At 75.4% G+C, this 20,719-nt stretch carries 21 protein-coding genes; 9 read left to right on the plus strand and 12 right to left on the minus strand.

Annotation, left to right across the window (positions count from 1 at the left end; all coding sequences use genetic code 11):
• Positions 1 to 97: 97 nt before the first annotated feature.
• Positions 98 to 1,720 (minus strand): bifunctional phosphoribosylaminoimidazolecarboxamide formyltransferase/IMP cyclohydrolase, encoded by a 1,623-nt coding sequence (gene purH, locus ACFQ8E_RS09825; RefSeq protein WP_430550387.1) that lies wholly within the window; start codon positions 1,718 to 1,720, stop codon positions 98 to 100.
• A gap of 162 nt (positions 1,721 to 1,882) precedes the next feature.
• Entirely contained in the window at positions 1,883 to 2,455 is a 573-nt protein-coding gene (locus tag ACFQ8E_RS09830) for a helix-turn-helix domain-containing protein (RefSeq protein WP_430550388.1), read from the minus strand.
• A gap of 91 nt (positions 2,456 to 2,546) precedes the next feature.
• Between ACFQ8E_RS09830 and ACFQ8E_RS09835 the strand changes: the two genes are divergently transcribed.
• A complete protein-coding gene (locus ACFQ8E_RS09835) occupies positions 2,547 to 3,581 on the plus strand; it encodes an SDR family NAD(P)-dependent oxidoreductase (RefSeq protein WP_430550389.1) in 1,035 nt (344 codons plus the stop codon).
• 62 nt (positions 3,582 to 3,643) lie between these two features.
• Here the strand turns inward: ACFQ8E_RS09835 and ACFQ8E_RS09840 are convergent, their stop codons facing one another.
• Positions 3,644 to 4,969, minus strand: a complete 1,326-nt coding sequence (locus ACFQ8E_RS09840) for an MFS transporter (protein WP_430550390.1) — start codon at positions 4,967 to 4,969, stop codon at positions 3,644 to 3,646.
• Positions 4,970 to 5,052: 83 nt separating this feature from the next.
• On the opposite strand from ACFQ8E_RS09840, the gene ACFQ8E_RS09845 reads away from it, so the two are divergent.
• Positions 5,053 to 5,631: a helix-turn-helix domain-containing protein gene (locus ACFQ8E_RS09845; RefSeq protein WP_430550391.1), complete on the plus strand. Its 579-nt coding sequence runs from the start codon at positions 5,053 to 5,055 to the stop codon at positions 5,629 to 5,631.
• A gap of 9 nt (positions 5,632 to 5,640) precedes the next feature.
• On the opposite strand, the gene purN is transcribed toward ACFQ8E_RS09845, so the two are convergent.
• The 4 genes from purN to sucC form a co-directional block, all read right to left on the minus strand.
• Positions 5,641 to 6,297, minus strand: coding sequence for a phosphoribosylglycinamide formyltransferase (gene purN / locus ACFQ8E_RS09850; protein ID WP_430550392.1), 657 nt, complete (start codon positions 6,295 to 6,297; stop codon positions 5,641 to 5,643).
• Between the two features lie 60 nt (positions 6,298 to 6,357).
• A complete protein-coding gene (locus ACFQ8E_RS09855; protein ID WP_430550393.1) occupies positions 6,358 to 7,605 on the minus strand; it encodes a DUF6350 family protein in 1,248 nt (415 codons plus the stop codon).
• 98 nt (positions 7,606 to 7,703) lie between these two features.
• Positions 7,704 to 8,600, minus strand: coding sequence for a succinate--CoA ligase subunit alpha (gene sucD, locus ACFQ8E_RS09860; protein WP_429766179.1), 897 nt, complete (start codon positions 8,598 to 8,600; stop codon positions 7,704 to 7,706).
• A gap of 37 nt (positions 8,601 to 8,637) precedes the next feature.
• Positions 8,638 to 9,807 (minus strand): ADP-forming succinate--CoA ligase subunit beta, encoded by a 1,170-nt coding sequence (gene sucC / locus ACFQ8E_RS09865; protein WP_430550394.1) that lies wholly within the window; start codon positions 9,805 to 9,807, stop codon positions 8,638 to 8,640.
• A gap of 271 nt (positions 9,808 to 10,078) precedes the next feature.
• On the opposite strand from sucC, the gene ACFQ8E_RS09870 reads away from it, so the two are divergent.
• Both ACFQ8E_RS09870 and ACFQ8E_RS09875 read left to right on the plus strand, forming a co-directional pair.
• On the plus strand, positions 10,079 to 10,288 hold the full coding sequence (locus ACFQ8E_RS09870; RefSeq protein ID WP_430550395.1) for an RNA polymerase subunit sigma-70: 210 nt from the start codon (positions 10,079 to 10,081) through the stop codon (positions 10,286 to 10,288).
• The gene (locus ACFQ8E_RS09875; RefSeq protein ID WP_430550396.1) at positions 10,288 to 10,842 is read left to right on the plus strand and encodes a Clp protease N-terminal domain-containing protein; all 555 of its coding nucleotides are present in this window, start codon (positions 10,288 to 10,290) and stop codon (positions 10,840 to 10,842) included. Before ACFQ8E_RS09870 ends, ACFQ8E_RS09875 begins: the two co-directional genes overlap by 1 nt.
• A 35-nt stretch (positions 10,843 to 10,877) precedes the next feature.
• Here the strand turns inward: ACFQ8E_RS09875 and ACFQ8E_RS09880 are convergent, their stop codons facing one another.
• The 3 genes from ACFQ8E_RS09880 to ACFQ8E_RS09890 are packed head-to-tail and all read right to left on the minus strand — an operon-like array spanning position 10,878 to position 14,939.
• Positions 10,878 to 11,489 (minus strand): hypothetical protein, encoded by a 612-nt coding sequence (locus ACFQ8E_RS09880; protein WP_430550397.1) that lies wholly within the window; start codon positions 11,487 to 11,489, stop codon positions 10,878 to 10,880.
• A 42-nt stretch (positions 11,490 to 11,531) separates the two neighbouring features.
• Complete coding sequence (locus ACFQ8E_RS09885) at positions 11,532 to 14,252, minus strand: UvrD-helicase domain-containing protein (RefSeq protein ID WP_430550398.1); 2,721 nt, start codon at positions 14,250 to 14,252, stop codon at positions 11,532 to 11,534.
• A 60-nt stretch (positions 14,253 to 14,312) separates the two neighbouring features.
• Positions 14,313 to 14,939: an NAD(P)-dependent oxidoreductase gene (locus tag ACFQ8E_RS09890; protein ID WP_430550399.1), complete on the minus strand. Its 627-nt coding sequence runs from the start codon at positions 14,937 to 14,939 to the stop codon at positions 14,313 to 14,315.
• A 93-nt stretch (positions 14,940 to 15,032) separates the two neighbouring features.
• Between ACFQ8E_RS09890 and ACFQ8E_RS09895 the strand changes: the two genes are divergently transcribed.
• Positions 15,033 to 15,611: a TetR/AcrR family transcriptional regulator gene (locus ACFQ8E_RS09895; protein WP_430550400.1), complete on the plus strand. Its 579-nt coding sequence runs from the start codon at positions 15,033 to 15,035 to the stop codon at positions 15,609 to 15,611.
• On the opposite strand, the gene ACFQ8E_RS09900 is transcribed toward ACFQ8E_RS09895, so the two are convergent.
• Positions 15,608 to 16,126: a GNAT family N-acetyltransferase gene (locus ACFQ8E_RS09900; protein WP_430550401.1), complete on the minus strand. Its 519-nt coding sequence runs from the start codon at positions 16,124 to 16,126 to the stop codon at positions 15,608 to 15,610. The two genes, ACFQ8E_RS09895 and ACFQ8E_RS09900, sit on opposite strands and share 4 nt — an antisense overlap.
• Positions 16,127 to 16,260: 134 nt before the next feature.
• Between ACFQ8E_RS09900 and ACFQ8E_RS09905 the strand changes: the two genes are divergently transcribed.
• The 4 genes from ACFQ8E_RS09905 to ACFQ8E_RS09920 all read left to right on the plus strand — a co-directional run bounded on the left by ACFQ8E_RS09905 (position 16,261) and on the right by ACFQ8E_RS09920 (position 20,204).
• A complete protein-coding gene (locus ACFQ8E_RS09905) occupies positions 16,261 to 16,644 on the plus strand; it encodes a VOC family protein (protein WP_430550402.1) in 384 nt (127 codons plus the stop codon).
• Between the two features lie 48 nt (positions 16,645 to 16,692).
• Complete coding sequence (locus ACFQ8E_RS09910) at positions 16,693 to 17,034, plus strand: YnfA family protein (protein WP_430550403.1); 342 nt, start codon at positions 16,693 to 16,695, stop codon at positions 17,032 to 17,034.
• A gap of 409 nt (positions 17,035 to 17,443) precedes the next feature.
• The gene (locus ACFQ8E_RS09915; protein ID WP_430550404.1) at positions 17,444 to 19,861 is read left to right on the plus strand and encodes a LuxR C-terminal-related transcriptional regulator; all 2,418 of its coding nucleotides are present in this window, start codon (positions 17,444 to 17,446) and stop codon (positions 19,859 to 19,861) included.
• Positions 19,862 to 19,916: 55 nt separating this feature from the next.
• Complete coding sequence (locus ACFQ8E_RS09920) at positions 19,917 to 20,204, plus strand: hypothetical protein (RefSeq protein WP_430550405.1); 288 nt, start codon at positions 19,917 to 19,919, stop codon at positions 20,202 to 20,204.
• 32 nt (positions 20,205 to 20,236) lie between these two features.
• Here ACFQ8E_RS09920 and ACFQ8E_RS09925 read toward each other — a convergent pair whose 3' ends face one another.
• Positions 20,237 to 20,719 carry a DUF456 domain-containing protein gene (locus ACFQ8E_RS09925; protein ID WP_430550406.1) on the minus strand — a complete coding sequence of 161 codons (483 nt, stop codon included), beginning with the start codon at positions 20,717 to 20,719 and terminating at the stop codon, positions 20,237 to 20,239.

Genomic DNA, 20,719 nt, shown 5'->3' on the forward strand with positions numbered 1-20,719 from the left:
GGCCCGGCACACGCCCCCCCTCGCCCCCTCCCGCCTACCTGGGGTTGCGGCTCGTTCTCGGTGGGGACAAGTGGCGCAACCGCCTGTTCGGCAGGGGTCAGTGCGCGAAGTGGCGCGTCCCGGTGAGGTACATCGTCACGCCGGCGGCCTGGGCCGCCTCGATCACCTCGGCGTCGCGGATGGACCCGCCGGGCTGCACGACGGCGCGGACGCCGGCGTCGAGCAGCACCTGCAGACCGTCGGCGAAGGGGAAGAACGCGTCGGACGCGGCGACCGCGCCGCGCGCCCGCTCCTGCCCGTCGGCGAGCGTGTTCGCGCGCTCGACGGACAGCCGGCAGGAGTCGACGCGGTTGACCTGGCCCATGCCGATGCCGACGGCGGCGCCGCCCGAGGCGAGCAGGATGGCGTTGGACTTGGCGGCGCGGACGGCCTTCCACGCGAACGCCAGGTCGGCGAGGGTGGCCTCGTCGGCCGCCTCGCCGGCGGCGAGCGTCCACGACGCGGGGTCGTCGCCCTCGGCCTGGAACCGGTCGACCTCCTGGACGAGCATGCCGCCGGAGATCGGGCGGTTCTCCGCGACGGCGTGCGGCGGCGTGTCCACGACGAGCAGGCGCACGTTCTTCTTGGCCTGGAGGATCTCCAGGGCCTCGGGCTCGAAGCCCGGGGCCACGACGACCTCGGTGAACACGGGCGCGATCTGCTCCGCCGCGGCCTTCGTGACGACCCGGTTGGCCGCGATGACGCCGCCGTACGCGGACACGGGGTCGGTGGCGTGCGCGCGGGCGTGCGCCTGCGCGATGTCGTCGCCGACGGCGATGCCGCAGGGGTTCGCGTGCTTGATGACCGCCACCGCGGGGCCCTCGTGGTCGTGCGCGGCGCGCCACGCGGCGTCCGCGTCGACGTAGTTGTTGTAGCTCATCGCCTTGCCGTGCAGCTGCGTGGCCTGGGCGAGGCCGGTGCCGCCGTCGGTCCGGGTGAACAGCGCGGCCCGCTGGTGCGGGTTCTCGCCGTAGCGCAGGACGGCGGCGCGCTCGAACGTGGCGCCCGCGACGTCGGGCATGTGCGACTCGAGCGCCGTCTCGTCGGGCGCGTAGGCGCTCGCGAACCAGGAGGAGACGGCGACGTCGTACTGCGCGGTGTGCGCGAACGCGGCGGCCGCGAGGCGCTTGCGCTGCGCGAACGTGAAGCCGCCGCCCTGGACCGCGGCGACCACGTCGTCGTACCGCGCCGGGTCGACGACGACGGCGACGCTCGGGTGGTTCTTCGCCGCGGCGCGGACCATCGAGGGCCCGCCGATGTCGATCTGCTCGACGACCTCGTCCGGGCCGGCGCCGGACGCGACCGTGGCCGCGAACGGGTACAGGTTCACGACGACGAGCTCGAACGTCTCGATGCCGAGGTCGGCGAGCTGGGCGAGGTGGTCGGCCTTGCGGGTGTCGGCCAGGATCCCGGCGTGCACGCGGGGGTGCAGCGTCTTGACGCGCCCCTCGAGGCACTCGGGGAAGCCGGTGAGCTCCTCGACGCGGGTGACGGGGACGCCGGCGTCGGCGATCTTCGTGGCCGTGGAGCCGGTGGAGACGAGCTCCACGCCCGCGGCGTGCAGGGCGGTGGCGAGCTCGGTCAGGCCGGTCTTGTCGTAGACGCTGAGCAGCGCACGGCGCACGGGGCGCTGCGCGTCGTCGGCGAGCTGGACGTCGGGGGCGGTGGGTGCTCCGGACATGAGTGTCTTCTCCTCGGGCGGGTTCTCGCGGAAAGACCCTCGCACCCAGGCGGGCGGCGCGCATGGCGGGACGTGTCGGCCGCTCCCCGGTGGTGACCCACCCTCGCCAGTCACGGCCGCGGCGAGTCTACCGAACGTCGTCCTCACGAGTCACGACAGGGGTCACGGCAGCGCCACCTCCATGCCGAGCAGGCGCCAGGCCCGGGCCGCCGTGTCCGCGCGGTCCGCCGCGGGCCGCCGGGTGAGCGCGCCGGCCACGAGCTCGACGCCGAGCATGAGGTCCTCGACGGTGGTGCCGGCGGGCACCTGCCCGGCCTCGAGCGCCGCCTGGTGGTGCGCGGCGAGCACGGCCGCGACCCGCTCGCGCAGCTCCAGCATGCGCCCCGGCCGGTCCTCGACCAGCAGGTCGACCACCCCGACGGACTCGATGGCGTGCCGCGTCACGAGCCCGAGGAGCTCCGGCAGCGCGGCGCCCGCGGCCGACGCCGCCTCCAGCGCGTCCACGTTCTCCTCGACGACGGCGGCCACGAGGGAGACGCGGTCCGGGAAGTGTCGGTAGAGGCTGCCCTGCCCGACGCCGGCGCGGCGCGCGACCGCGCTGAGTGGCGCGGCCGTGCCGGACTCGGCGAAGACCGCGTGCGCCGCCTCCAGGAGCGCCGCACGGTTGCGGGGCGCCGCCGCGGGGCCGGGGTTGCTCCGGGCGGACGGGTGCGGGTTGCTCCGGGCGGTGGGCACCGGAATAGACTAGCAACCGGACAGAGTTGTCCGGTTAGTTGTCCGGTTAGTTGTCCGACGAGTTCGGCATCCACCAGCTAAGGAGACCACCATGGCCCTGTCCGCATCCTCGACCGTCGGCGAGTGGCTCGACCACCCCGTCGGGGGCCGCATCCTCGGCGCCGTCCTCGAGCAGGCCGGCGCGTCGGCCGAGGCGCTCGCCCCGGCGCGCAACCTGCCGCTCGAGCAGCTCGTCGCCCTGTCGAACGGGCAGTTCCCCGCCGAGATGGTCGACGGCCTCGTCGCCGCCTACCGCGAGCAGGCGCCCGACGACGCCGACGCCGACCCCGCCGACGGCTCCCCCGCCCCCGCGGCCTGGGCCGAGCAGGTCACGCCGGGCCGCTTCGCGGGCCAGACCGTCGTGGTGACCGGTGCGGCCTCCGGCATCGGCCGTGCCGTCGCGTCCCGCGTGGCCCGCGAGGGCGGCCGCGTCGTCGCCGTCGACCTGGCGAAGGAGAAGCTGGACGAGCTCGCCGCGTCCCTCGCGGGGGCCGCGCCGGGCGCCGAGGTCGTCGCCGTCGCGGGCGACATCACGTCGGCCGAGTCGGTCGAGGAGATCGTGCGCGCCGCCGGCGACCGCGTCGACGCCCTCGCCAACGTCGCCGGGATCATGGACGACATGGGCGCGGTGCACGAGCTCACCGACGCGACGTGGGAGCGCGTGATGCGCGTGAACGTCGACGGCACGATGCGCCTCATGCGCGCCGTCCTGCCCGGGATGCTCGCCGCCGGCCGCGGCCGCATCGTCAACGTCGCCTCGGAGGCGGGCCTGCGCGGGTCCGCGGCGGGCGCCGCGTACACGGCGTCGAAGCACGCCGTCGTCGGCCTCACCAAGTCGTCCGCCGTCATGTACGCGGGCTCGGGCGTGCAGGTGAACGCCGTCGCGCCCGGCGGGGTCGCGACCGGCATCCAGGTGCCCACGCAGGCCGAGTTCGGCGGCGCCCGGCTGGGCCGGTACATGGGCAACATCCCCGGCATCGCGACGGCCGAGCACCTCGCCGCGTCGATCACGTTCCTGCTGTCCACCGACGCGGTGAACCTCAACGGCGCGATCCTCGCCTCCGACGGCGGCTGGTCGGCCGTCTGACCACCGACTTGCCAGGGCCGGCGCGGGGGTGCACCCCGCGCCGGCCCTGACAGCTCGGGGCGTCACTCGGCGGGCATCGGCAGGGCGTCGTCGGCCCAGGCGTCCGGGGTGCCGACCCGCCACAACGAGCGCACCAGGCCGAGCGCGACCGTCGTCACCGCGAGCAGCGCGACCAGCACCCACAGCACGACGCCGATCCCGCCCGCGTCGAGCAGCACGCCCGCGACCAACGGCGCCAGCGGCATGGCCGCCACCCCGCTCAGCCCGAGCACGGAGGCGAGCCGCCCCTGCATCTCCCCCGGCGTGATCGCCGCGATGTAGCCCGCCATCGCGGCGTTGACGGCCGGCACCAGCAGCACCCCGACGCCGACCAGCACGACGTAGGCGAGGTACTCCTGCACGACCGCCATCGCCGTGAAGGCCACGACGAGCAGTCCGAGCGCCAGCACCGTCAGGGCCCCGAGCCGCAGCCTCGCCACGAGCGGGGGCGCGATCACGGCCCCCAGCAGCATCGATCCCGCTGCGACCATGTCGAGGACGCCGATGAGCACGGGCGGGGTGCCGGTCCCGGCCAGCTCGAGGTGGATGCCGATGAGCATTCCGCCCAGCGCCACGTTGACCACGACGAACATCCCGAGGCAGGCCCGGAACAGGGGCAGCAACCACACGAAGCGGAGCCCCTGCCGCAGCGCGACGAGGGGGCGCAACGCGCGCTGGTCCGCGACGTCGCCGTTCAACGGCTCCTTGACGAGGGCCGCGCACAGGGCCGTGACGGCCTCACCCACGACCGCGCCGATCATCGGCACGACGTGCGCCACGCCGTAGAGCACGCCGCCCAGCGGCCCTCCGAGCATCCCCGCCACGGCGTCGCGCCCCTGGGCGGTCGCGTAGGCGGTCGGGAGCTGCGACGGCGGGACGACGGCGCGGAACGCCCCGCTGATCGCCGGGTCCAGGAACGCGGTCGCCACGGACGCTCCGAAGAGCACCAGGGCGAGGTGCCACGCCGTGAGGCCGCCGAGCGCGCCCGCGAGCACGACGGTCCCCCACAGCGCGGCCGCGACGGCCGCCGACCCGACGACGAGGCGACGGCGGTCGACCCGGTCCGCGACGACCCCCGCCGGCAGCGCGGCGAGGAGAGCTCCCGTCTGCCCGACGGCCGCGACCACCCCCGCCGCGATGGCCGAGCCCGTGAGCTCGAGGGCCAGCAGCGGCACCGCGAACTTCGTGATGCTGCCGCCCAGCGACTGCGTCGTGAGCCCCGACATCAGCAGCAGGTAGGGCCGGTTGCGGCGCAGCGGCGCAGGCATCTCGGTCGTGACGGATCCCGGGTCGGGGAAGGCGGACTGACTCGTGGAGGACGGCGTCGCGGCCGCCGGGGGCTGGCTCATGGGAAGGACGATATTCCCGCAACCATATTTGCGCAATAGCCATTGCGCATTGAAAGTTGCGGGACCTTGCTAGGCTTCGGCGCGTGCTGGAGACCATGGACATCCGCGACCCCGAGTCGTTGCGCGCCATCGCGAACCCGGTGCGGCAACGGATCCTCATGCAGCTCGCGGTGGCCGGGCACGCCCGTGCCGCCGACCTGGCCGAGGCGATCGGCCAGCCCGCGAACTCCGTGAGCTTCCACCTCCGGGTGCTCGCGAGAGCCGGGATGATCGTCGAGGCACCGGAGCACGCCCGCGACAGACGAGACCGCGTGTGGAAGAACGTCGCGACGAGCTACAACGTGAAGCCCGCGGCCGGTGACGCGGCCGACCTCATCCTGCGCCCGACCGTCGAGTGGCTCTCCGAGGTGTTCGCGCACGGCGGCCACGAGGAGACCCGCGACGCCGGCCGCACGTTCATGCTCACCACCATGATGCTCACCCGCGACGACGCGAACGAGCTCATCCTCGAGCTCTCGCAGCTCCTCAACCGCTGGTCGGAGCGCAGCCTGGCCGCGTCCCGCGACGAGCCTGTCACTCCACGCGAGGTGTACCAGCTGCTCACCGCGGTCGCGCCGCGGGACGACCCCCGCGGGGACGCGGACACCGACGCGAAGGGCTGAGGGGCACCCTCAGCCGACGGTCGCGCGGCGCCCGTCGACGGTCAGGCCCTCGCGCGCGACGCGGCCCACGGTCTCGACGAGCAGCGCGCGCTCGGCGACCTTGATCCGCTCGTGCAGGGACGCCTCGTCGTCGCCGTCGAGCACGGGGACGACGGCCTGGGCGAGGATCGGCCCGGTGTCGACGCCGGTGTCGACGACGTGCACGGTGCACCCGCTGACCTTCACGCCGTAGGCGAGGGCGTCGCGCACGCCGTGCGCGCCCGGGAACGACGGCAGCAGCGCGGGGTGCGTGTTGACGATCCGCCCGGAGAACCGCTCGACGAACGAGGGCGCGAGGATGCGCATGAACCCGGCGAGCACGACGTAGTCGGGCCGGAAGACGGCGACGGCCTCGGCCACGCCGACGTTCCAGGCGGGGCGGTCGTCGAAGTCCTGCGGGGCCACGACGACCGACGCCACGCCCGCGTCGCGGGCCAGGTCGAGCGCCCCGGCGCCGGGCTTGTCGGAGACGACGCCGACGACGCGGGCGCCGTACGCGGCGTCGTCGTGGGCGGCGAGCAGGGCCGCGAGGTTGGAGCCCCCGCCGGAGGCCAGGACGACGAGCCGGGCCTGGGCCGTGCCCTGGGCGGAGGTGGACGCGACGGGGTGGCCGGACGGGGTCTGCACGACGTCACCCTACCCGCGCACCCTTCGTCGCCCCGTGGCGGCCTCGGAGGCGTCCGCGCCCTACTCCCGACGCAGCCGCGCACCGACCTGCGCGTGCGCGCTCGCCAGCACGACCGCCGCCCCGGCCCCGACCTCGACGGCCACGACCGCACCGGTCAGCAGCGGGTCCGCGCCCACCTGCGCCAGCCGTCCTGCGCCCGCCGCGCCCCCGGCCCAGTGCTGCAGCACCCCGGTCATGACGCCCGCGAGCAGCACCACCCCCGCGAGCACCTGGGCCAGGTCGACCCAGCGGACCCGCTCGGGGTCGAGCCGCCGCCACGCGAACCAGCCGGCGAGCGCGCCGCAGGCCACGACGACCAGCGGGCCGGCGACCGTCGCCGTCGGGCCGGACCAGTCGGGGCCGGGCAGCGCGCCCAGCAGCGGCACGGCGGGCAGGGGGCCGGCCTCCGTGCCGCCCGGGGCGAACACGGTGCCCTGCCCGACGACGAACCCCGGGCCGGCGATCCACGACGTCGCCCACAGCACAAGGTTGGGCAGCAGCGCGAGCTGCGCGACGGCGAACACGACCCCGCCGATCCAGCCCGGGTCGAGGCCGGTCACCACGTCCTCCGACGTCGCCCGCCCGGCCACGACCCACACGAGGGTGAGCGCCGCACCCGTCCCGGTCAGGGCGACGAGCGCGACCGTGCCCGTCTGCAGGCCCAGCCGGGCGACGTCGGGCACCAGGCGGTCGAGCAGGCCGCCGGGGACGACGACCTCGGGCCGGTCCGGCGGCACGAGGACGCCGAGCGCGGCGCCCGCCCCGCCGACCACGGCGCCGCCGAGCGCCGCGAGGGCGAGCCGGGGCCCGGCGGCGGCGAGCCCGTCGCCCCCCGCCAGGCCCGCGGTCGCCGCGGCGAGGGCGACGGTCAGGGCGGCATAGGTCACGGTCGCCGCGACCCAGGCCGCCAGGGTGGGCAGCGCGGACCGCTTCACGGACACGTAGGTGGTGAACACGGCGAGGGCCCCGATCCCGAGCGGCACGAGCGTGATCACGCCGCCGCCCGCGTCGATCGGCACACCGTGCCCCAGCAGCCACAGGCCCGTGGCGACGCCGACGGCCCCCGTCCACGCGGAGTCCGGCGACCCGCCCAGCACCCCGACCACGGCGAGCAGCACGACGACCGCCCCGGACAGCACGACACCCTGCACGGTGGACCACGCGCCCGACGTCGCGGCCGCGAACCGCTCGCTCCCCCGGCCGAGGGTCCGCGCGGGACGGTCGCCGTCGACGGTGCGGGCGGTGCGGGTGCCGGGTGGTGCGCTCACCGGCTCATCGTCACCCGGGCGCCCGGCAGAACCCCGCAGACACACAGACGGCGCCCGCCCCCGGAGGGACGGACGCCGTCGTGCGTGGTGTCAGAGCGTCAGAGCGACTTGAGGATCTCGCGCATGAGCTCGGCGGTCTCGGACGGCGTCTTGCCGACCTTCACGCCCACGGCCTCGAGGGCCTCCTTCTTGGCCTGCGCGGTGCCCGCCGAGCCCGAGACGATGGCGCCGGCGTGGCCCATCGTCTTGCCCTCGGGGGCGGTGAAGCCCGCGACGTAGCCGACGACCGGCTTCGTGACGTGCTCCTTGATGTACGCCGCCGCACGCTCCTCGGCGTCGCCGCCGATCTCGCCGATCATGACGATCGCCTGGGTCTCCGGGTCGTTCTCGAAGGCCTCGAGCGCGTCGATGTGCGTGGTGCCGATGACCGGGTCGCCGCCGATGCCGATGGCGGTCGAGAACCCGAGGTCCTTCAGCTCGTACATCATCTGGTAGGTCAGGGTGCCCGACTTCGACACGAGGCCGATCGGCCCCTTGCCCGTGATGGTGTGCGGCGTGATGCCGGCCAGCGACTCGCCCGGCGTGATGATGCCGGGGCAGTTCGGGCCGATCATGCGGGTCTTCTTGCCCTGGAGGTAGGCGAAGACCTCGGCCGAGTCCTGCACCGGGACGCCCTCGGTGATGACGACGATCAGCGGCATCTCGGCGTCGACGGCCTCGATGGCCGCGTCCTTCGTGAACGCCGGGGGCACGAACAGGACCGACACGTTCGCGCCGGTCTCCGCCATGGCCTCCTTGACGGTGCCGAAGACGGGCAGCGTGACGTCGTTGCCCTCGTGGTCCTTGTGGGTCACGGTGGTGCCGGCCTTGCGGGCGTTCACGCCGCCCACGATCTGCGCGCCGGAGTCGAGCATCAGGGCGGTGTGCTTGGCACCCATCCCGCCGGTGATGCCCTGGACGATGATCTTGCTGTCCTTGTTCAGGTAGATCGACATGGTTCTGAAATCTCTGCTTTCGACGTCGGCGGGGCGCTCAGAGGTGGGCGAGCTCGGCGGCCTTGGCCGCGCCGCCGTCCATGGTCTCGGCCAGGGTGACCAGCGGGTGGTTCGCCTCGCGCAGGATGGCGCGGCCGAGGTCCACGTTGTTGCCGTCGAGGCGCACGACCAGCGGCTTGCTGGCCTCGTCGCCGAGGATCTCCAGCGCGCCGACGATGCCCTTGGCGACCTCGTCGCAGGCGGTGATGCCGCCGAAGACGTTGACGAACACGCTCTTGACCTGCGGGTCGTTGAGGATGACGTCCAGGCCGTTCGCCATGACGGTGGCGTTCGCGCCGCCGCCGATGTCGAGGAAGTTCGCCGGCTTCACGCCGCCGTGCTCCTCGCCGGCGTAGGCGACGACGTCGAGGGTGCTCATGACGAGCCCCGCGCCGTTGCCGATGATGCCGACCTCGCCGTCGAGCTTGACGTAGTTGAGGCCGTTCTCCTTGGCCTTGGCCTCCAGCGGGTCCGCCGCCGCCTTGTCCTCGAGCGCCTCGTGGTCCGGGTGGCGTACCTCGGAGGCGTTGTCGTCGAGGGTGACCTTGCCGTCGAGGGCGACGATCGAGCCGTCCTCGGTGCGGACCAGCGGGTTCACCTCGACGAGGGTGGCGTCCTCGGCCGTGAAGACGGTCCAGAGCTTCTGGATGACGTCGGCGACGGGGGCCTTGAGGTCCTCGGCGAAGTTCGCGGCGTCGACGATCTCGCGCGCCTTGGCCTCGTCGATGCCGACGATCGGGTCGACGGCGACACGGGCGAGCGCCTCGGGGCGCTCGACGGCGAGCTGCTCGATCTCCATGCCACCCTCGACGGAGCACATGGCGAGGTAGTTGCGGTTCGCGCGGTCCAGGAGCACGGAGAAGTAGAACTCCTCGGCGATCTTGGCGCCCTGCGCGATCATCACGCGGTGGACCGTGTGGCCCTTGATGTCCATCCCGAGGATCTCGCCGGCCTTCTCCTCGGCCTCCGCCGGGGAGTGAGCCAGCTTGACGCCGCCGGCCTTCCCGCGGCCACCGACCTTCACCTGGGCCTTGACGACGACGGTCCCGCCGCCGAGCTTCTCTGCACCTGCGCGAGCCTCTTCGGGCGTCGTCGCGACGACGCCGCCGAGCACGGGCACGCCGTGCTTCTCGAAGATGTCGCGAGCCTGGTATTCGAACAGGTCCACCCTGCTGCGTCCTTCCATCGGTGGTGCCCCTGGGTCGGCAGAGGCCGGCACGAACGGATGTCTCGACATCAAGACATCCCCGAACAGGGTAGTCCGACCGGCACGACGCCGGGAACATCGGCCCCGCAATCCCCCGCCGCAGGTGACCGATCCCACAGCGACCCGCCCGAGTTGTCAGGGCCGCCGCGGGGAATACCGCGCGCCCGTCCTGACAGACCGCAGCGTCAACCAGGGTTGACACGTTCTCGTCTCGTCAACCATAGTTGACGGCATGACGGAGAAGACGCTCGTCGGCGCGGCCGCCGGCGACGACCCCACGGAAGGGCTCCGCGCCGTCCGCGCGCTGCGCGACCTGGCGGACCGCCTCGAGACGCTCCAGGTGGAACGCGCGCGACAGCTCGGCTGGTCGTGGCAGGACGTCGCGGACGCACTCGGCGTGACCAAGCAGGCGGTCCACAAGAAGCACGGCAGGAGGATCTGATGTTCGAGAGGTTCACGAAGGAGGCGCGCACGGCGGTGCAGGGCGCCACGGAGATCGCGGAGCGCGAGCGCTCCGAGTCGATCGACACCCGACACCTGGTGATCACGCTCGCCGAGGGCACAGGGCGCGCCCCCGCCGCGCTCGTGACCTGCGGCGTCAGGCCCGACGACGTCGCCGCGCGCGCCCGCGACGCCGTCCGACGGGGTGAGGTGCTCGACGCCGAGGCGCTCGCGGCGGTCGGGATCGACCTCGACGAGGTCAGCCGGCGCGCCGACGAGACCTTCGGCAAGGGCGCGCTCGACCGGGCCGCCCGCAAGGGCTCGCGTCGGCGCAAGCACTGGCCCTTCACCGCCGACGCGCGCAAGGCGCTGGAGCTCTCGCTGCGTGAGGCGGTGCGCCTCGGCGACAAGGGGATCGACGACCGGCACCTGCTCCTGGGCCTCCTGCGTGCCGACTGCCCCGGCGGCCGGATCCTCGAGTCGGCCCTGCACGACGCGGGCAGCGACGTCGCCGCACTCCGCGCCGCCGCCGAGCACGAGTCGCGCGCGGCCTGACCTGCGACGCCTGACCTGTCCGGCCTGCGCCGCCGTCAGCGCGCCGACGGCGCGTCCCTGACCGACGCGTCGCCGGCCGTGGCCGCCAGGTACGCGCGGCCGCGAGGCGACAGCCGGTACCCGACGTCGAGGCTCTCCGTGAGGCCCAGCTCCTTGAGCCGGCGCACGCGGATCTTGAACGGGTCGCGCTCCATGCCCAGCCCCTCGGCCAGGGTGCGCGCGACGACGGCCGGCCGCGCCGCGACGAGCTCCAGGTAGGCGCGCGTCCACGGCTCGGGCGCCGCGCGGTCCATGCGCGCGAGGCGGGCGCGGATCGCGTCCACGGCCGCGGCGTCGAGGTCGTCGTCCTCGCGCAGCGCGACCCGCGGGTCCGGTCCGGCCAGGCGCAGGCCCACGCGGTACAGGTCGCCCTCGCCGCGCCGCTCGATCCATGCCCGGGCCGTGGCCACCGACCGGAAGCCCGCCCCGCGGGCGCCGGCGTCGTCGACGCTCTCCAGGGTCACCGGGTCCACGGCCGTCACCTCGACCACGCCCACCCGGGTGCGCATCGTCGACCCGGGGCGCACCCGCACCACGGCCCACCGGCGGTAGGTGTGGGTGACCGTCCCGTCGGCCAGGCCGCGCAGCGTCCTCGCGTCCAGCAGCACACGGTCACGATGCCAGCGGCGGCACGCCCCCGCCCGGCGAGGTCAGAGCTTGGTGACCGGCGAGTACCGCAGCAGCAGCCGCTTGGTGCCGTCCGCGCCGAAGTCGATCCGCGCGACGGAGTTCGGGCCGCTCCCCTCCAGCGACACGACCGTGCCGAGGCCGTACGCGTCGTGCGTCACCTTGTCGCCGACGTCGAGCGACGGCACGTCCGCGTCCTTGCGCGGGGTCGCGGAGCCGAACGTCGCGCCCGTGCCCGCCGTCGTCGTGCCCGCCTCCTTCGGCCGGCCGATCCGCCCGCCGACACCCTCGGACGGCGAGCGCCGCTGAGGCGACCAGGTGCCGCCCGACGAGCCCGCCCCACCGCGTGCCGACCCGCTCCGTGCCGTGCCGCCCCGTGCCTGACCACCCCACGCGGACCCGCCGCGGCGCAGGTACTGGGTGGACGACTCGCGCCGGCGCCAGTCCCAGAGCTCGTCGGGGATCTCCTCGAGGAACCGGCTGGGCGGGAACTCGTTGGGCGCCCCCCAGGCGGACCGCACCGCCGACCTCGAGATGTACAGCCGCTGCCGGGCGCGCGTGATCCCGACGTACGCCAGCCGCCGCTCCTCGGCGAGCTCGGAGTCGTCGTGCAGCGACCGCATGTGCGGGAACGTGCCGTCCTCCATGCCCGTGAGGAAGACGACGGGGAACTCCAGGCCCTTGGCGGTGTGCAGGGTCATCAGCGTGACGACGCCCTGGTCCTCCTTGGGCTCCTGCTCCGCCTCGCCGTCGGCCACGTCCTCGTCGGGGATCTGGTCGGCGTCGGCCACCAGCGACACGCGCTCGAGGAAGTCGGCGAGGTCGCCCTCGGGGTCCAGCTCGCTGAACTCCGCCGCGACGGCGTGCAGCTCGGCGAGGTTCTCGACGCGGGACGCGTCCTGCGGGTCGTCGGACGCGCGCAGCTCCGCGAGGTAGCCCGTCCGGTCGAGGACCGCGCCGAGGATCGTGGCGGGCGGCTCGCCGTCGTCGACGAGGGCGCGCAGCTCGCGCATCATGTCGCGGAACGCCGTGAGCGGCTTGGACGTGCGGGACGTCATGCCGCCGATCTCGTCGGCGCGCTCGAGCGCCGCCCCGAAGGAGATGCGCTCGCGGTCCGCGAACGACGCCACGAGCGACTCGGCCTTGTCCCCCAGGCCGCGCTTGGGCACGTTGAGCACGCGGCGCAGGTTGACGTCGTCGTCCGGGTTCGCCAGCGCACGCAGGTAGGCGACGGCGTCCTTGATCTCGCGGCGCTCGTAGAACCGGGTGCCGCCCACCACCTTGTACGGCAGGCCGACGCGGATCAGCACCTCCTCCAGCGCACGGGACTGCGCGTTGGTGCGGTAGAACACCGCGACGTCCCCGGGGCGCACGCCGTCGGAGTCGCCGAGCCGGTCGATCTCCTCCGCGACGAACCGCGCCTCGCCGTGCTCGTCGTCGGCCACGTAGCCGACGATCTTCTCCCCCGCGCCCGCGTCGGTCCACAGCCGCTTGGGCTTGCGGTCCGGGTTGCGCGAGATGACGGCGTTCGCGGCCGTGAGGATCGTCTGCGTGGAGCGGTAGTTCTGCTCCAGCAGGATCGTCGTGGCGTCGGGGTAGTCCTCCTCGAACTCCACGATGTTGCGGATCGTGGCGCCGCGGAACGCGTAGATCGACTGGTCGGCGTCGCCCACGACGGTCAGCTCCGCCGGGTCGAGGCCGTCGGCGCCGGGCCCGTCCGCGGTGGCACCCGCGAGCTCCCGCACCAGCATGTACTGCGCGTGGTTCGTGTCCTGGTACTCGTCCACCAGGATGTGCCGGAACCGGCGCCGGTAGTGCTCCGCGACGTTCGGGAACGCCTGGAGCAGGTTCACCGTCGTCATGATGATGTCGTCGAAGTCGAGCGCGTTCGCCTGCGCCAGGCGCTGCTGGTAGCGCCGGTAGACGTCCGCCAGCACGGTGTCGAACTCCGGCGCCTGGGACGGCAGCGAGCCCGACGACGCGGCGCGGGCGGCGCGCTCGCGCCAGCCCTCCTCCGTGGCGTCGGCGCCCGAGCTCTGCGCGTACGTCTCGGGGTCGATCAGCTCGTTCTTGAGGTCGCTGATCTTGTGCGCCAGCGAGCGCGCCGGGTACTTCTTCGCGTCGAGGTCCAGCTCGCGCGTCACCAGCGTGATGAGGCGCTGCGAGTCCGCCGCGTCGTAGATGGAGAAGCTGGAGCGCAGGCCGAGGGTCTTGGCCTCCTTGCGCAGGATCCGCACGCAGGCGGAGTGGAACGTCGAGACCCACATCCGCCCGCCGGCCGGGCCCACCAGGTGCTCGACGCGCTCGCGCATCTCGGCCGCGGCCTTGTTGGTGAACGTGATCGCGAGGATCTCCCCCGCCCGCGCCCGGCCCGTGGCCAGCAGGTACGCGATGCGGTGCGTGAGCACGCGCGTCTTGCCGGACCCGGCGCCCGCGACGATGAGCAGCGGCGAGCCCGCGTGCTCGACGGCGGCCCGCTGCTGCGGGTTCAGCCCGTCCAGCAGGGCGTCGGGGTCCAGGTGCGAGAACGCCCCCCGCGACCGCGGCCGCCCCTCGGCCGCGCCGCCGTCGTGGGCGCCGTCGTGCGCCTCCACCGCGGCGTCGCGCACCCACGCGGGCGCGCCGGACTCCGGGTCGGCGGCGTCGTCGTCCCAGCGCGGCGCGGTGGACGGCAGGCGTGCGGTGTCGTCCTTCGCGGCGTGGTCGAACCCGGGCAGGGACAGGCTGTCGAACAGGGAGGTCATCGTGGACCAAGCCTAGGCTCCGCGGCCGACATCCCGGCGCCGCCCGGGCCGACCGTACGCTCAGCCCGCGACGGACACCGTCGTACCGACGGCCGTCGGGTCCTCCAGCAGGTCGCAGACCGCCGCTGCCAGGTCGGCGCGGCGCATCGACCAGCGCCACCGGACGTTGCCGTCCCGGCGCTGGTGGTAGCGGCCGCGGCCCGCGCCGTCGCGCAGCATGGGCGGCCGCACGATCGTCCAGTCGAGCCCCGACTCCCGCACCGCCGGCTCCGCGACGGCGAAGCCCGCGTTCGCGTCGCGCAGCGCCCGGGCCAGGATCGGCTTGGCCAGGTATCGGGACAGCGGGTCGTCGCCGTCCACCACCCAGCCGCTCGCGGTCACGACGACGGCGCGGCGCACCCCGGCGTCGCGGGCGGCGCGCACCAGCACCCGGGTGAGCTCCCCCTGCACCCCCGCCTCGCTGCCCGGCACCGGGCCCACCGCGGAGACGACGGCGTCGGCCCCCGCGAGCGCGGCGGTGACCGCGGGGGCGTCGAGGCCGTCCGCCGTCGCGACGTCGTCGGGCGTCAGCCCGCGCAGCCGGGCCGGGTCGCGCACGACGGCGACCACGTGGTGGCCACGGCGGCGTGCCTCCTCGACGACCAGGCGGCCGGTGCGGCCCGTGGCACCCAGGACGGCGATCTTCATCTGCTGCTCCTCGCGTTCGTCGGGTGAGTAAGTGTTTACTCACCCCTAGGATGAGGGTGCCGCACAGGCATGTCAACGGGACAGGGAGAACTCATGGGCACGCGCGACCGGATCCTCGACGCCGCGGCCACGGTGCTGCGCGAACGCGGGATCGCCCGGGCCACGACCAAGGAGATCGCCCGCGCGGCAGGCTGCTCCGAGGCGCTGCTCTACAAGCACTTCACGGACAAGCAGGAGCTGTTCCTCGGCGTGCTCTCCGAACGAGCCCCCCGGCTCGACGCGCCCGCCGATCTCGTGGGTCGCGCGACCGTCGTCGAGAACGTCACGACCCTCGTCGGCCAGCTGCTCGCGTTCTACGCACGCTCGTTCCCCATGGCGGCGTCGATCCTCGGCGCGCCGGAGCTGCTCGCGGCGCACCGGGAGGGCCTCGGCCGCCGCGGCGCGGGGCCGCAGGGGCCCGCCCTGCAGGTGCAGGCCTACCTCGACGCCGAGGCAGCCGCCGGGCGTCTCGACCCCGGCACCGACACCGAGGCCCTGTCCCGCACGCTCGCCGGGGCCGCCCTCTTCGAGGCGTTCCTGGCCGTCTACGCCGGGCTCGACGACGTGCCCGACGCCCCCGAACGGGCGCGGCGCGTCGTCGCGGCCGTCCGCCTGGGAACGCCGGCCGACTAGCTCACGACTCCAGTCCCACCGTCCGGCCTGCGGCGCAGCCGCATCGGGGTGTGCGGGATGTCGTCCTCGAGGTACTCGGGCCCGTCGGGGACGAAGCCGAACCGCCCGTAGAAACCGGTCAGCGGCGACTGCGCGCCGAGGACGACGTCGGCTTGCGGGGCGGCGGCGGTGGCCACCTCCACCGCGGCGCGCATGAGCACGCCCGACGCCCCCGAGCCGCGCACGTCCGGGTGGCACACCACGCGGCCGATGCGCTGCACGTCGCCGTCGTCGAGCACGCGGGCCGTCGCGACGACGCGTCCGTCCCGTGCGCCGTCGAGCAGCACGACGTGCCGCGCCGTCGGCTCGGCGTCCCGGCCGTCGAGGTCGGGGTACGCGCACTCCTGCTCGACGACGAACACGTCCTGGCGCAGCCGCCACGCCTCGTACGCGGTGCGCGCGTCCAGCTCGTCGAGCGTCGCGACGCGCACCGTCCACCGGTCGTCGTGCCGCGCTGCCGCGTCCTGCGTCGTCATGGGGTCCCCCTCGTGCCGTGCCTGCCGCCCGACACCCTAAGCCGCGTGCCGATGAGATCCGCCCCCGGCGACCGTCCCACCCGTACCGCACCCGCCGCGACCGGCGCCGGGTCGTCGCCCGAGGAGGAACCACCGTGGCCGCAGCACGATTCACCGGGGTCCAGACCGTCGCGGTCCCCGTCCGCGACCAGGACGCCGCGCTCGCCTTCTACACCGGACGCCTCGGGTTCGAGGTCCGCTTCGACGCCGAGCTGCAGCCCGGCTTCCGGTGGGTCGACGTCGGCGCACCGGACGCCGCGACGTCGCTCGCGCTGGTCCGCGCGGGCGACGGGCTGCCCGCCGGCGTCGACACCGGGATCCGGCTCGTCACGCCCGACGCGCGCGCCGCGCACGCCGCGCTGGAGGACGCGGGGGCCGACGTCGGCGAGCTCCTGCTGTGGGAGTCGGCGCCGCCGATGTTCTCGTTCCGGGACCCCGACGGCAACACCCTCTACGTCACCGAGAACCCCGCAGGCTGACCGGCGCCGGCTCGCGGCGGGCCCGCCGGGCACGCCACACTCCTGCGCATGACCGTGCTCCGCTCGATCCTGCTCTTCCTCGCCGCCGCCGTCTTCGAGATCGGCGGCGCCTGGCTGGTGTGGCAGGGGGTGCGCGAGCACCGCGGCTGGATCTGGATCGGCGCGGGCGTCGTCGCCCTCGGCGCGTACGGGTTCTTCGCGAGCCTGCAGCCGGACGCGAACTTCGGCCGCATCCTCGCCGCGTACGGCGGGGTCTTCGTGGCCGGCTCGCTCGTCTGGGGCATGGTCGTCGACGGGTTCCGGCCCGACCGCTGGGACGTCGCCGGCGCCCTGATCTGCCTCGCCGGCGTCGCGGTGATCATGTACGCCCCCCGCGGGGCGGCCGCCTGACACCGCCCGGCGGGCCTCGCGGGCGCGGGTGAAGAGCCCGCCCGTGCCGGGTGCGTGCCCCCGCGCGGTGGGATAGTCGGCTCGTGGCAGGCCCCCGGGTGGTGGGGAGAGCCGACGCCCTGGCAGCCGTCGACGGCCTGCTCGGGGCCGCACGGGAGGCGCCGGCGGGGCTGGCGCTCACCGGTCCCCCCGGCATCGGCAAGACGACCGTGTGGCTCGCGGCCGTGGACCGGGCGCGCGACCCGGCGCCCGCGGAGGTCCGCCTCGAGTACGCCGGCCTGGCCGAGCTGCTGGCGCCGCTCACCGCCGCCTCAGACGCCTCCCCCTCCCCCAGCGGCGCGCGCTGGACGCCGCCCTCGGCCTCGAGACCTCGGGACCGGCCGGCGGGCCGCAGCTCGTCGCGGCCGCCGTGCGGGCCCTCGTCGGCGACGCGGCGTCGCGCGGCCCGGTCCTCGTCGCCGTGGACGACCTGCAGTGGCTCGACCCGTCGAGCCGGCAGGCGATCTCCTTCGCCTGCCGCCGTGCCACGGGCTTCCTGGCGGTCCTCTCCTGCGCGCGGTCGTCCGACGGCCCGGGCCCCGCGGCGCACGACGCACCCGTCCCCGCGCTCGAGCCCGCCGACCCTCGTCGGCTCGTGCGCCTGGCCCTGCCCGCGCTCGCCCCCGACGAGCTGCTCGCCGTCGTCCAGGACCGGGGGGTGGTGCTCGACGCCGTGGCCACGACGCGCCTCGTCGCGGCGGCCGGCGGCAACCCGCTCTTCGCGATCCAGCTCGCGGAGCACTGGCGCGCCCGGGGACGACCCGACGGCCTCCCCGCCACGCTGCGCGCCCTGGTCGACGCGCGGGTGTCGCGGCTGCCGGCCGGCACGCGCACGGTGCTGCTCTCGGCGGCCTGCCTCGCGGACCCGCGGCTCGCGCACCTCGCCGTGCTGCACGACGGCGACGCCGCGGTGGGCGACGCCCTCGCTCCGGCGGAGGACGCCGGGGTCGTGCGCCTCGACCAGGGCCGCGTCCGGTTCACGCACCCGTTGTTCGCCGCGGGCGTCCTCGACGCCACGTCCCCGGGCGGCCGCCGCGCGCGCCACCGCGCGCTCGCCGACGTCGTCGGCGACGGCGAGGCCCGTGCCCGCCACCTCGCGCACGCGGCGACCGGCGCGGACCCGGAGACCCTGGGGGCCCTCGACGCGGCGGCCGAGGCCGCCCGGCGGCGGGGCGCGACCTCCGTCGCGGCGGAGCTGGAGGACCTCGCGCTCGGGCTCGGCGTCCGCGAGCCGGCCCGCCTGCTGCGGGCGGCGGAGGACCAGCTCCGCACCGACGCCTACGGGCGGGCGCTCGGCCTCGCGGCCGAGGCGCTGCCCGACCTCACCAGCCCGCTCGAGCGGGCGCGCGCGCTCGGCACGGCCGGTCGGGCGCGGTTCCGCCTGGGCGACCTCGCGGGCTCGGTCGCCGAGCTCTCCGAGGCGGTCGCCCTGGCCGGGGCGGACCCCGACCTGCACGTCTCGCTCCTCGGCGACCTCGCGACCGGGCTCCTCAACAGCGGCCAGGTGGAGCTCGGCCGGACCTGCCTGGTCGACGCGGCGGCGGGGCGGACGCCCTCGGGGACGGACGACGGGGCGGGCGCCGAGCTCCTCGCCGGCCGGGCGGTCCTCGACCAGCTCACCGGCCGGGGCTACGACGAGGCCCTGGCACGACGGGCCCTGGCGGCCGAGGACCCCGGCCGCGCCGTGCCGGCGATCCGGTGGCCGACGGTGAACATCGCCTCCGCGCTCTTCTTCACGGGCAGGCCCGCGGACGCGCTGGGGCTCCTGCTCGACGCCGAACGCCGGTGCGTCGACCGCGGGCAGGAGACCGACCTCTGGTACGTGCAGTTCTACCTCGCGCGGGCCGCGACCCTCGTCGGCGAGCTCGGCGTCGCGGAGGGCGCCGCCGCGCGGCTCGAGGGGCGCGCCCGCGTGACGGAGGGTCCGCTCCTCGCGCTCATGGCCGCCACCGCCAGGGCACACCTCGGCGCCTGGACCGGGGACGCGGCGGCCGCGGTGCCGACCGCGCGGGCCGCCACCGCGCGGTTCACGGAGCTCGGCGCCCCGCACGTCGCCGTGCTGCCCGCCGCCGCGCTCGGCGCGGTCCTCCTCGCGGCCGGCGACGCTCCCGCCGTCGTCGAGCTGCTGCTGCCGCTCGAGCGCCACGTGCTCTCCTGCGGGTACCGCCACCCCGGGTTCGCGGGCATCGTCACCGACCTCGTGGCGGCGCTCGCCGCGACCGGCGGGACGGCCGCGGCGGCCGAGGTGCTGGACGGCTACGGCGAGGCGGCGGCCCGGCCCGGGGGTGCGTGGCTCCGCGGCGTCCTCGCCCGCGGGTGGGCGGGCCTCGCCGCCGGGACGGGCGAGACCGGGCGGGCTCGTGGCCTCCTCGACGACGCGCTCGCCGCCTTCCCGCCCGGGTACGAGCGCGGGCGCACCCTGCTCGACCTCGCCCGGCTGGAGCGGCGTGCCCGTCGCCGCGCCGCCGCCGGCGACGCCGCGCGGCGCGCGGTCCGGGAGCTGGAGGCCGTGGGCTGCACGCTCTGGGGCGACGTCGCGCGGGCGGAGGCGGACCGGGTGTCCGGGCCGTCGCCCGGCGCGTCGCTCACCGCGATGGAGGCGCGGGTGTGCGCCCTGGCCGCCGCCGGACGGACGAACCGGGAGGTGGCGGTGGCCCTGTCCATGAGCGCCAAGACGGTCGAGGCGCACCTGTCCCGCGCCTACGCGAAGCTCGGCATCCGGTCGCGCGCCGAGCTCGGGGCGCTCGCGGGGCGGGGGGAGCTCCCGCACGACGAGGGAAGTCCCTGATGCGCGCCGCGCCGGCCCGGCCGCATCGTCGGACCAGGGTGCGGGAGGGGGTGCCATGTCCTGGACGATCGAGATCTCCCCGCTCGGCGTCGGGGGCGCTCCCGCCGCGCCCGACCATGCGCCCGACCACGCGCCCGACCACGCGACCCCCGGGGCGCGCCACGGCCGCCTGCGCACGCTGGCGGCCCTGGTGTGCGGGGCGCTGCTCGCGGCCGCCGCGCTCACGGTCGCCGACGAGGTGGTCGGCGACGGGGCACGAGACCCGGCGCCCCTCGAGCAGGCGCCGCCGGCCCCGCGGATCGGGCTCGGGGACTTCCGCGTCCCGACGGCGACGGGCCGCTGAGCCGGGCGCCGCCCTGGTCGCCGGGCCGGGGCTCAGGTGAGGAGCAGCCCGACCACCCAGGCGAGCGTGGCGACGACGCCGCCGGCCAGCTGCACGCCGATGGTGATGAGCGTGGCCTTCAGGGCGGCCCGCGTGGCCGTCCACGCGACGGCCGCGTCGCGACGTCGGGCCAGCTCCACGAGGAAGACGGCGCCGGCGAAGAAGAGGAAGAGCCCGACCACGGGCACCACGAAGAACCCGACGACCCCCGCGAGGCCGGCGACCGCGAGCGTGCCCCAGGGCACGTCGGCCCGGCGCATGTGCCGCCCCGCGAGCAGCCACTGACCCGTCTCGGCCGCCACGACCGCCAGGGCGGCGACGGCGAAGCACACCCACGCCGTCGTGCCGCCGGTGACCCACGCCCACACGAGGATGCTCCCCAGCACGAGCACGTTGCCGGGGAGCACCTGCACGACGATGCCGACCAGGCCGACGGCGATCGCCAGCCCGACCAGCACCTCCCCCAGGACGCTCAT

It is taken from the genome of Isoptericola sp. NPDC056573, assembly GCF_042793335.1.
In the GTDB taxonomy this organism is placed as follows: domain Bacteria; phylum Actinomycetota; class Actinomycetes; order Actinomycetales; family Cellulomonadaceae; genus Isoptericola.

Coding starts and splice junctions, on each gene's coding strand:
- ACFQ8E_RS09920 (WP_430550405.1), top strand. CDS start 19,917: ATGTCCTGGACGATCGAGATCTCCCCGCTCGGCGTCGGGGGCGCTCCC.
- ACFQ8E_RS09895 (WP_430550400.1), top strand. CDS start 15,033: ATGGGCACGCGCGACCGGATCCTCGACGCCGCGGCCACGGTGCTGCGC.
- ACFQ8E_RS09870 (WP_430550395.1), top strand. CDS start 10,079: ATGACGGAGAAGACGCTCGTCGGCGCGGCCGCCGGCGACGACCCCACG.
- purH (WP_430550387.1), bottom strand. CDS start 1,720: ATGTCCGGAGCACCCACCGCCCCCGACGTCCAGCTCGCCGACGACGCG.
- sucD (WP_429766179.1), bottom strand. CDS start 8,600: ATGTCGATCTACCTGAACAAGGACAGCAAGATCATCGTCCAGGGCATC.
- ACFQ8E_RS09885 (WP_430550398.1), bottom strand. CDS start 14,252: ATGACCTCCCTGTTCGACAGCCTGTCCCTGCCCGGGTTCGACCACGCC.
- ACFQ8E_RS09900 (WP_430550401.1), bottom strand. CDS start 16,126: ATGACGACGCAGGACGCGGCAGCGCGGCACGACGACCGGTGGACGGTG.
- ACFQ8E_RS09910 (WP_430550403.1), top strand. CDS start 16,693: ATGACCGTGCTCCGCTCGATCCTGCTCTTCCTCGCCGCCGCCGTCTTC.
- ACFQ8E_RS09835 (WP_430550389.1), top strand. CDS start 2,547: ATGGCCCTGTCCGCATCCTCGACCGTCGGCGAGTGGCTCGACCACCCC.
- ACFQ8E_RS09875 (WP_430550396.1), top strand. CDS start 10,288: ATGTTCGAGAGGTTCACGAAGGAGGCGCGCACGGCGGTGCAGGGCGCC.
- ACFQ8E_RS09925 (WP_430550406.1), bottom strand. CDS start 20,719: ATGAGCGTCCTGGGGGAGGTGCTGGTCGGGCTGGCGATCGCCGTCGGC.
- ACFQ8E_RS09890 (WP_430550399.1), bottom strand. CDS start 14,939: ATGAAGATCGCCGTCCTGGGTGCCACGGGCCGCACCGGCCGCCTGGTC.
- ACFQ8E_RS09840 (WP_430550390.1), bottom strand. CDS start 4,969: ATGAGCCAGCCCCCGGCGGCCGCGACGCCGTCCTCCACGAGTCAGTCC.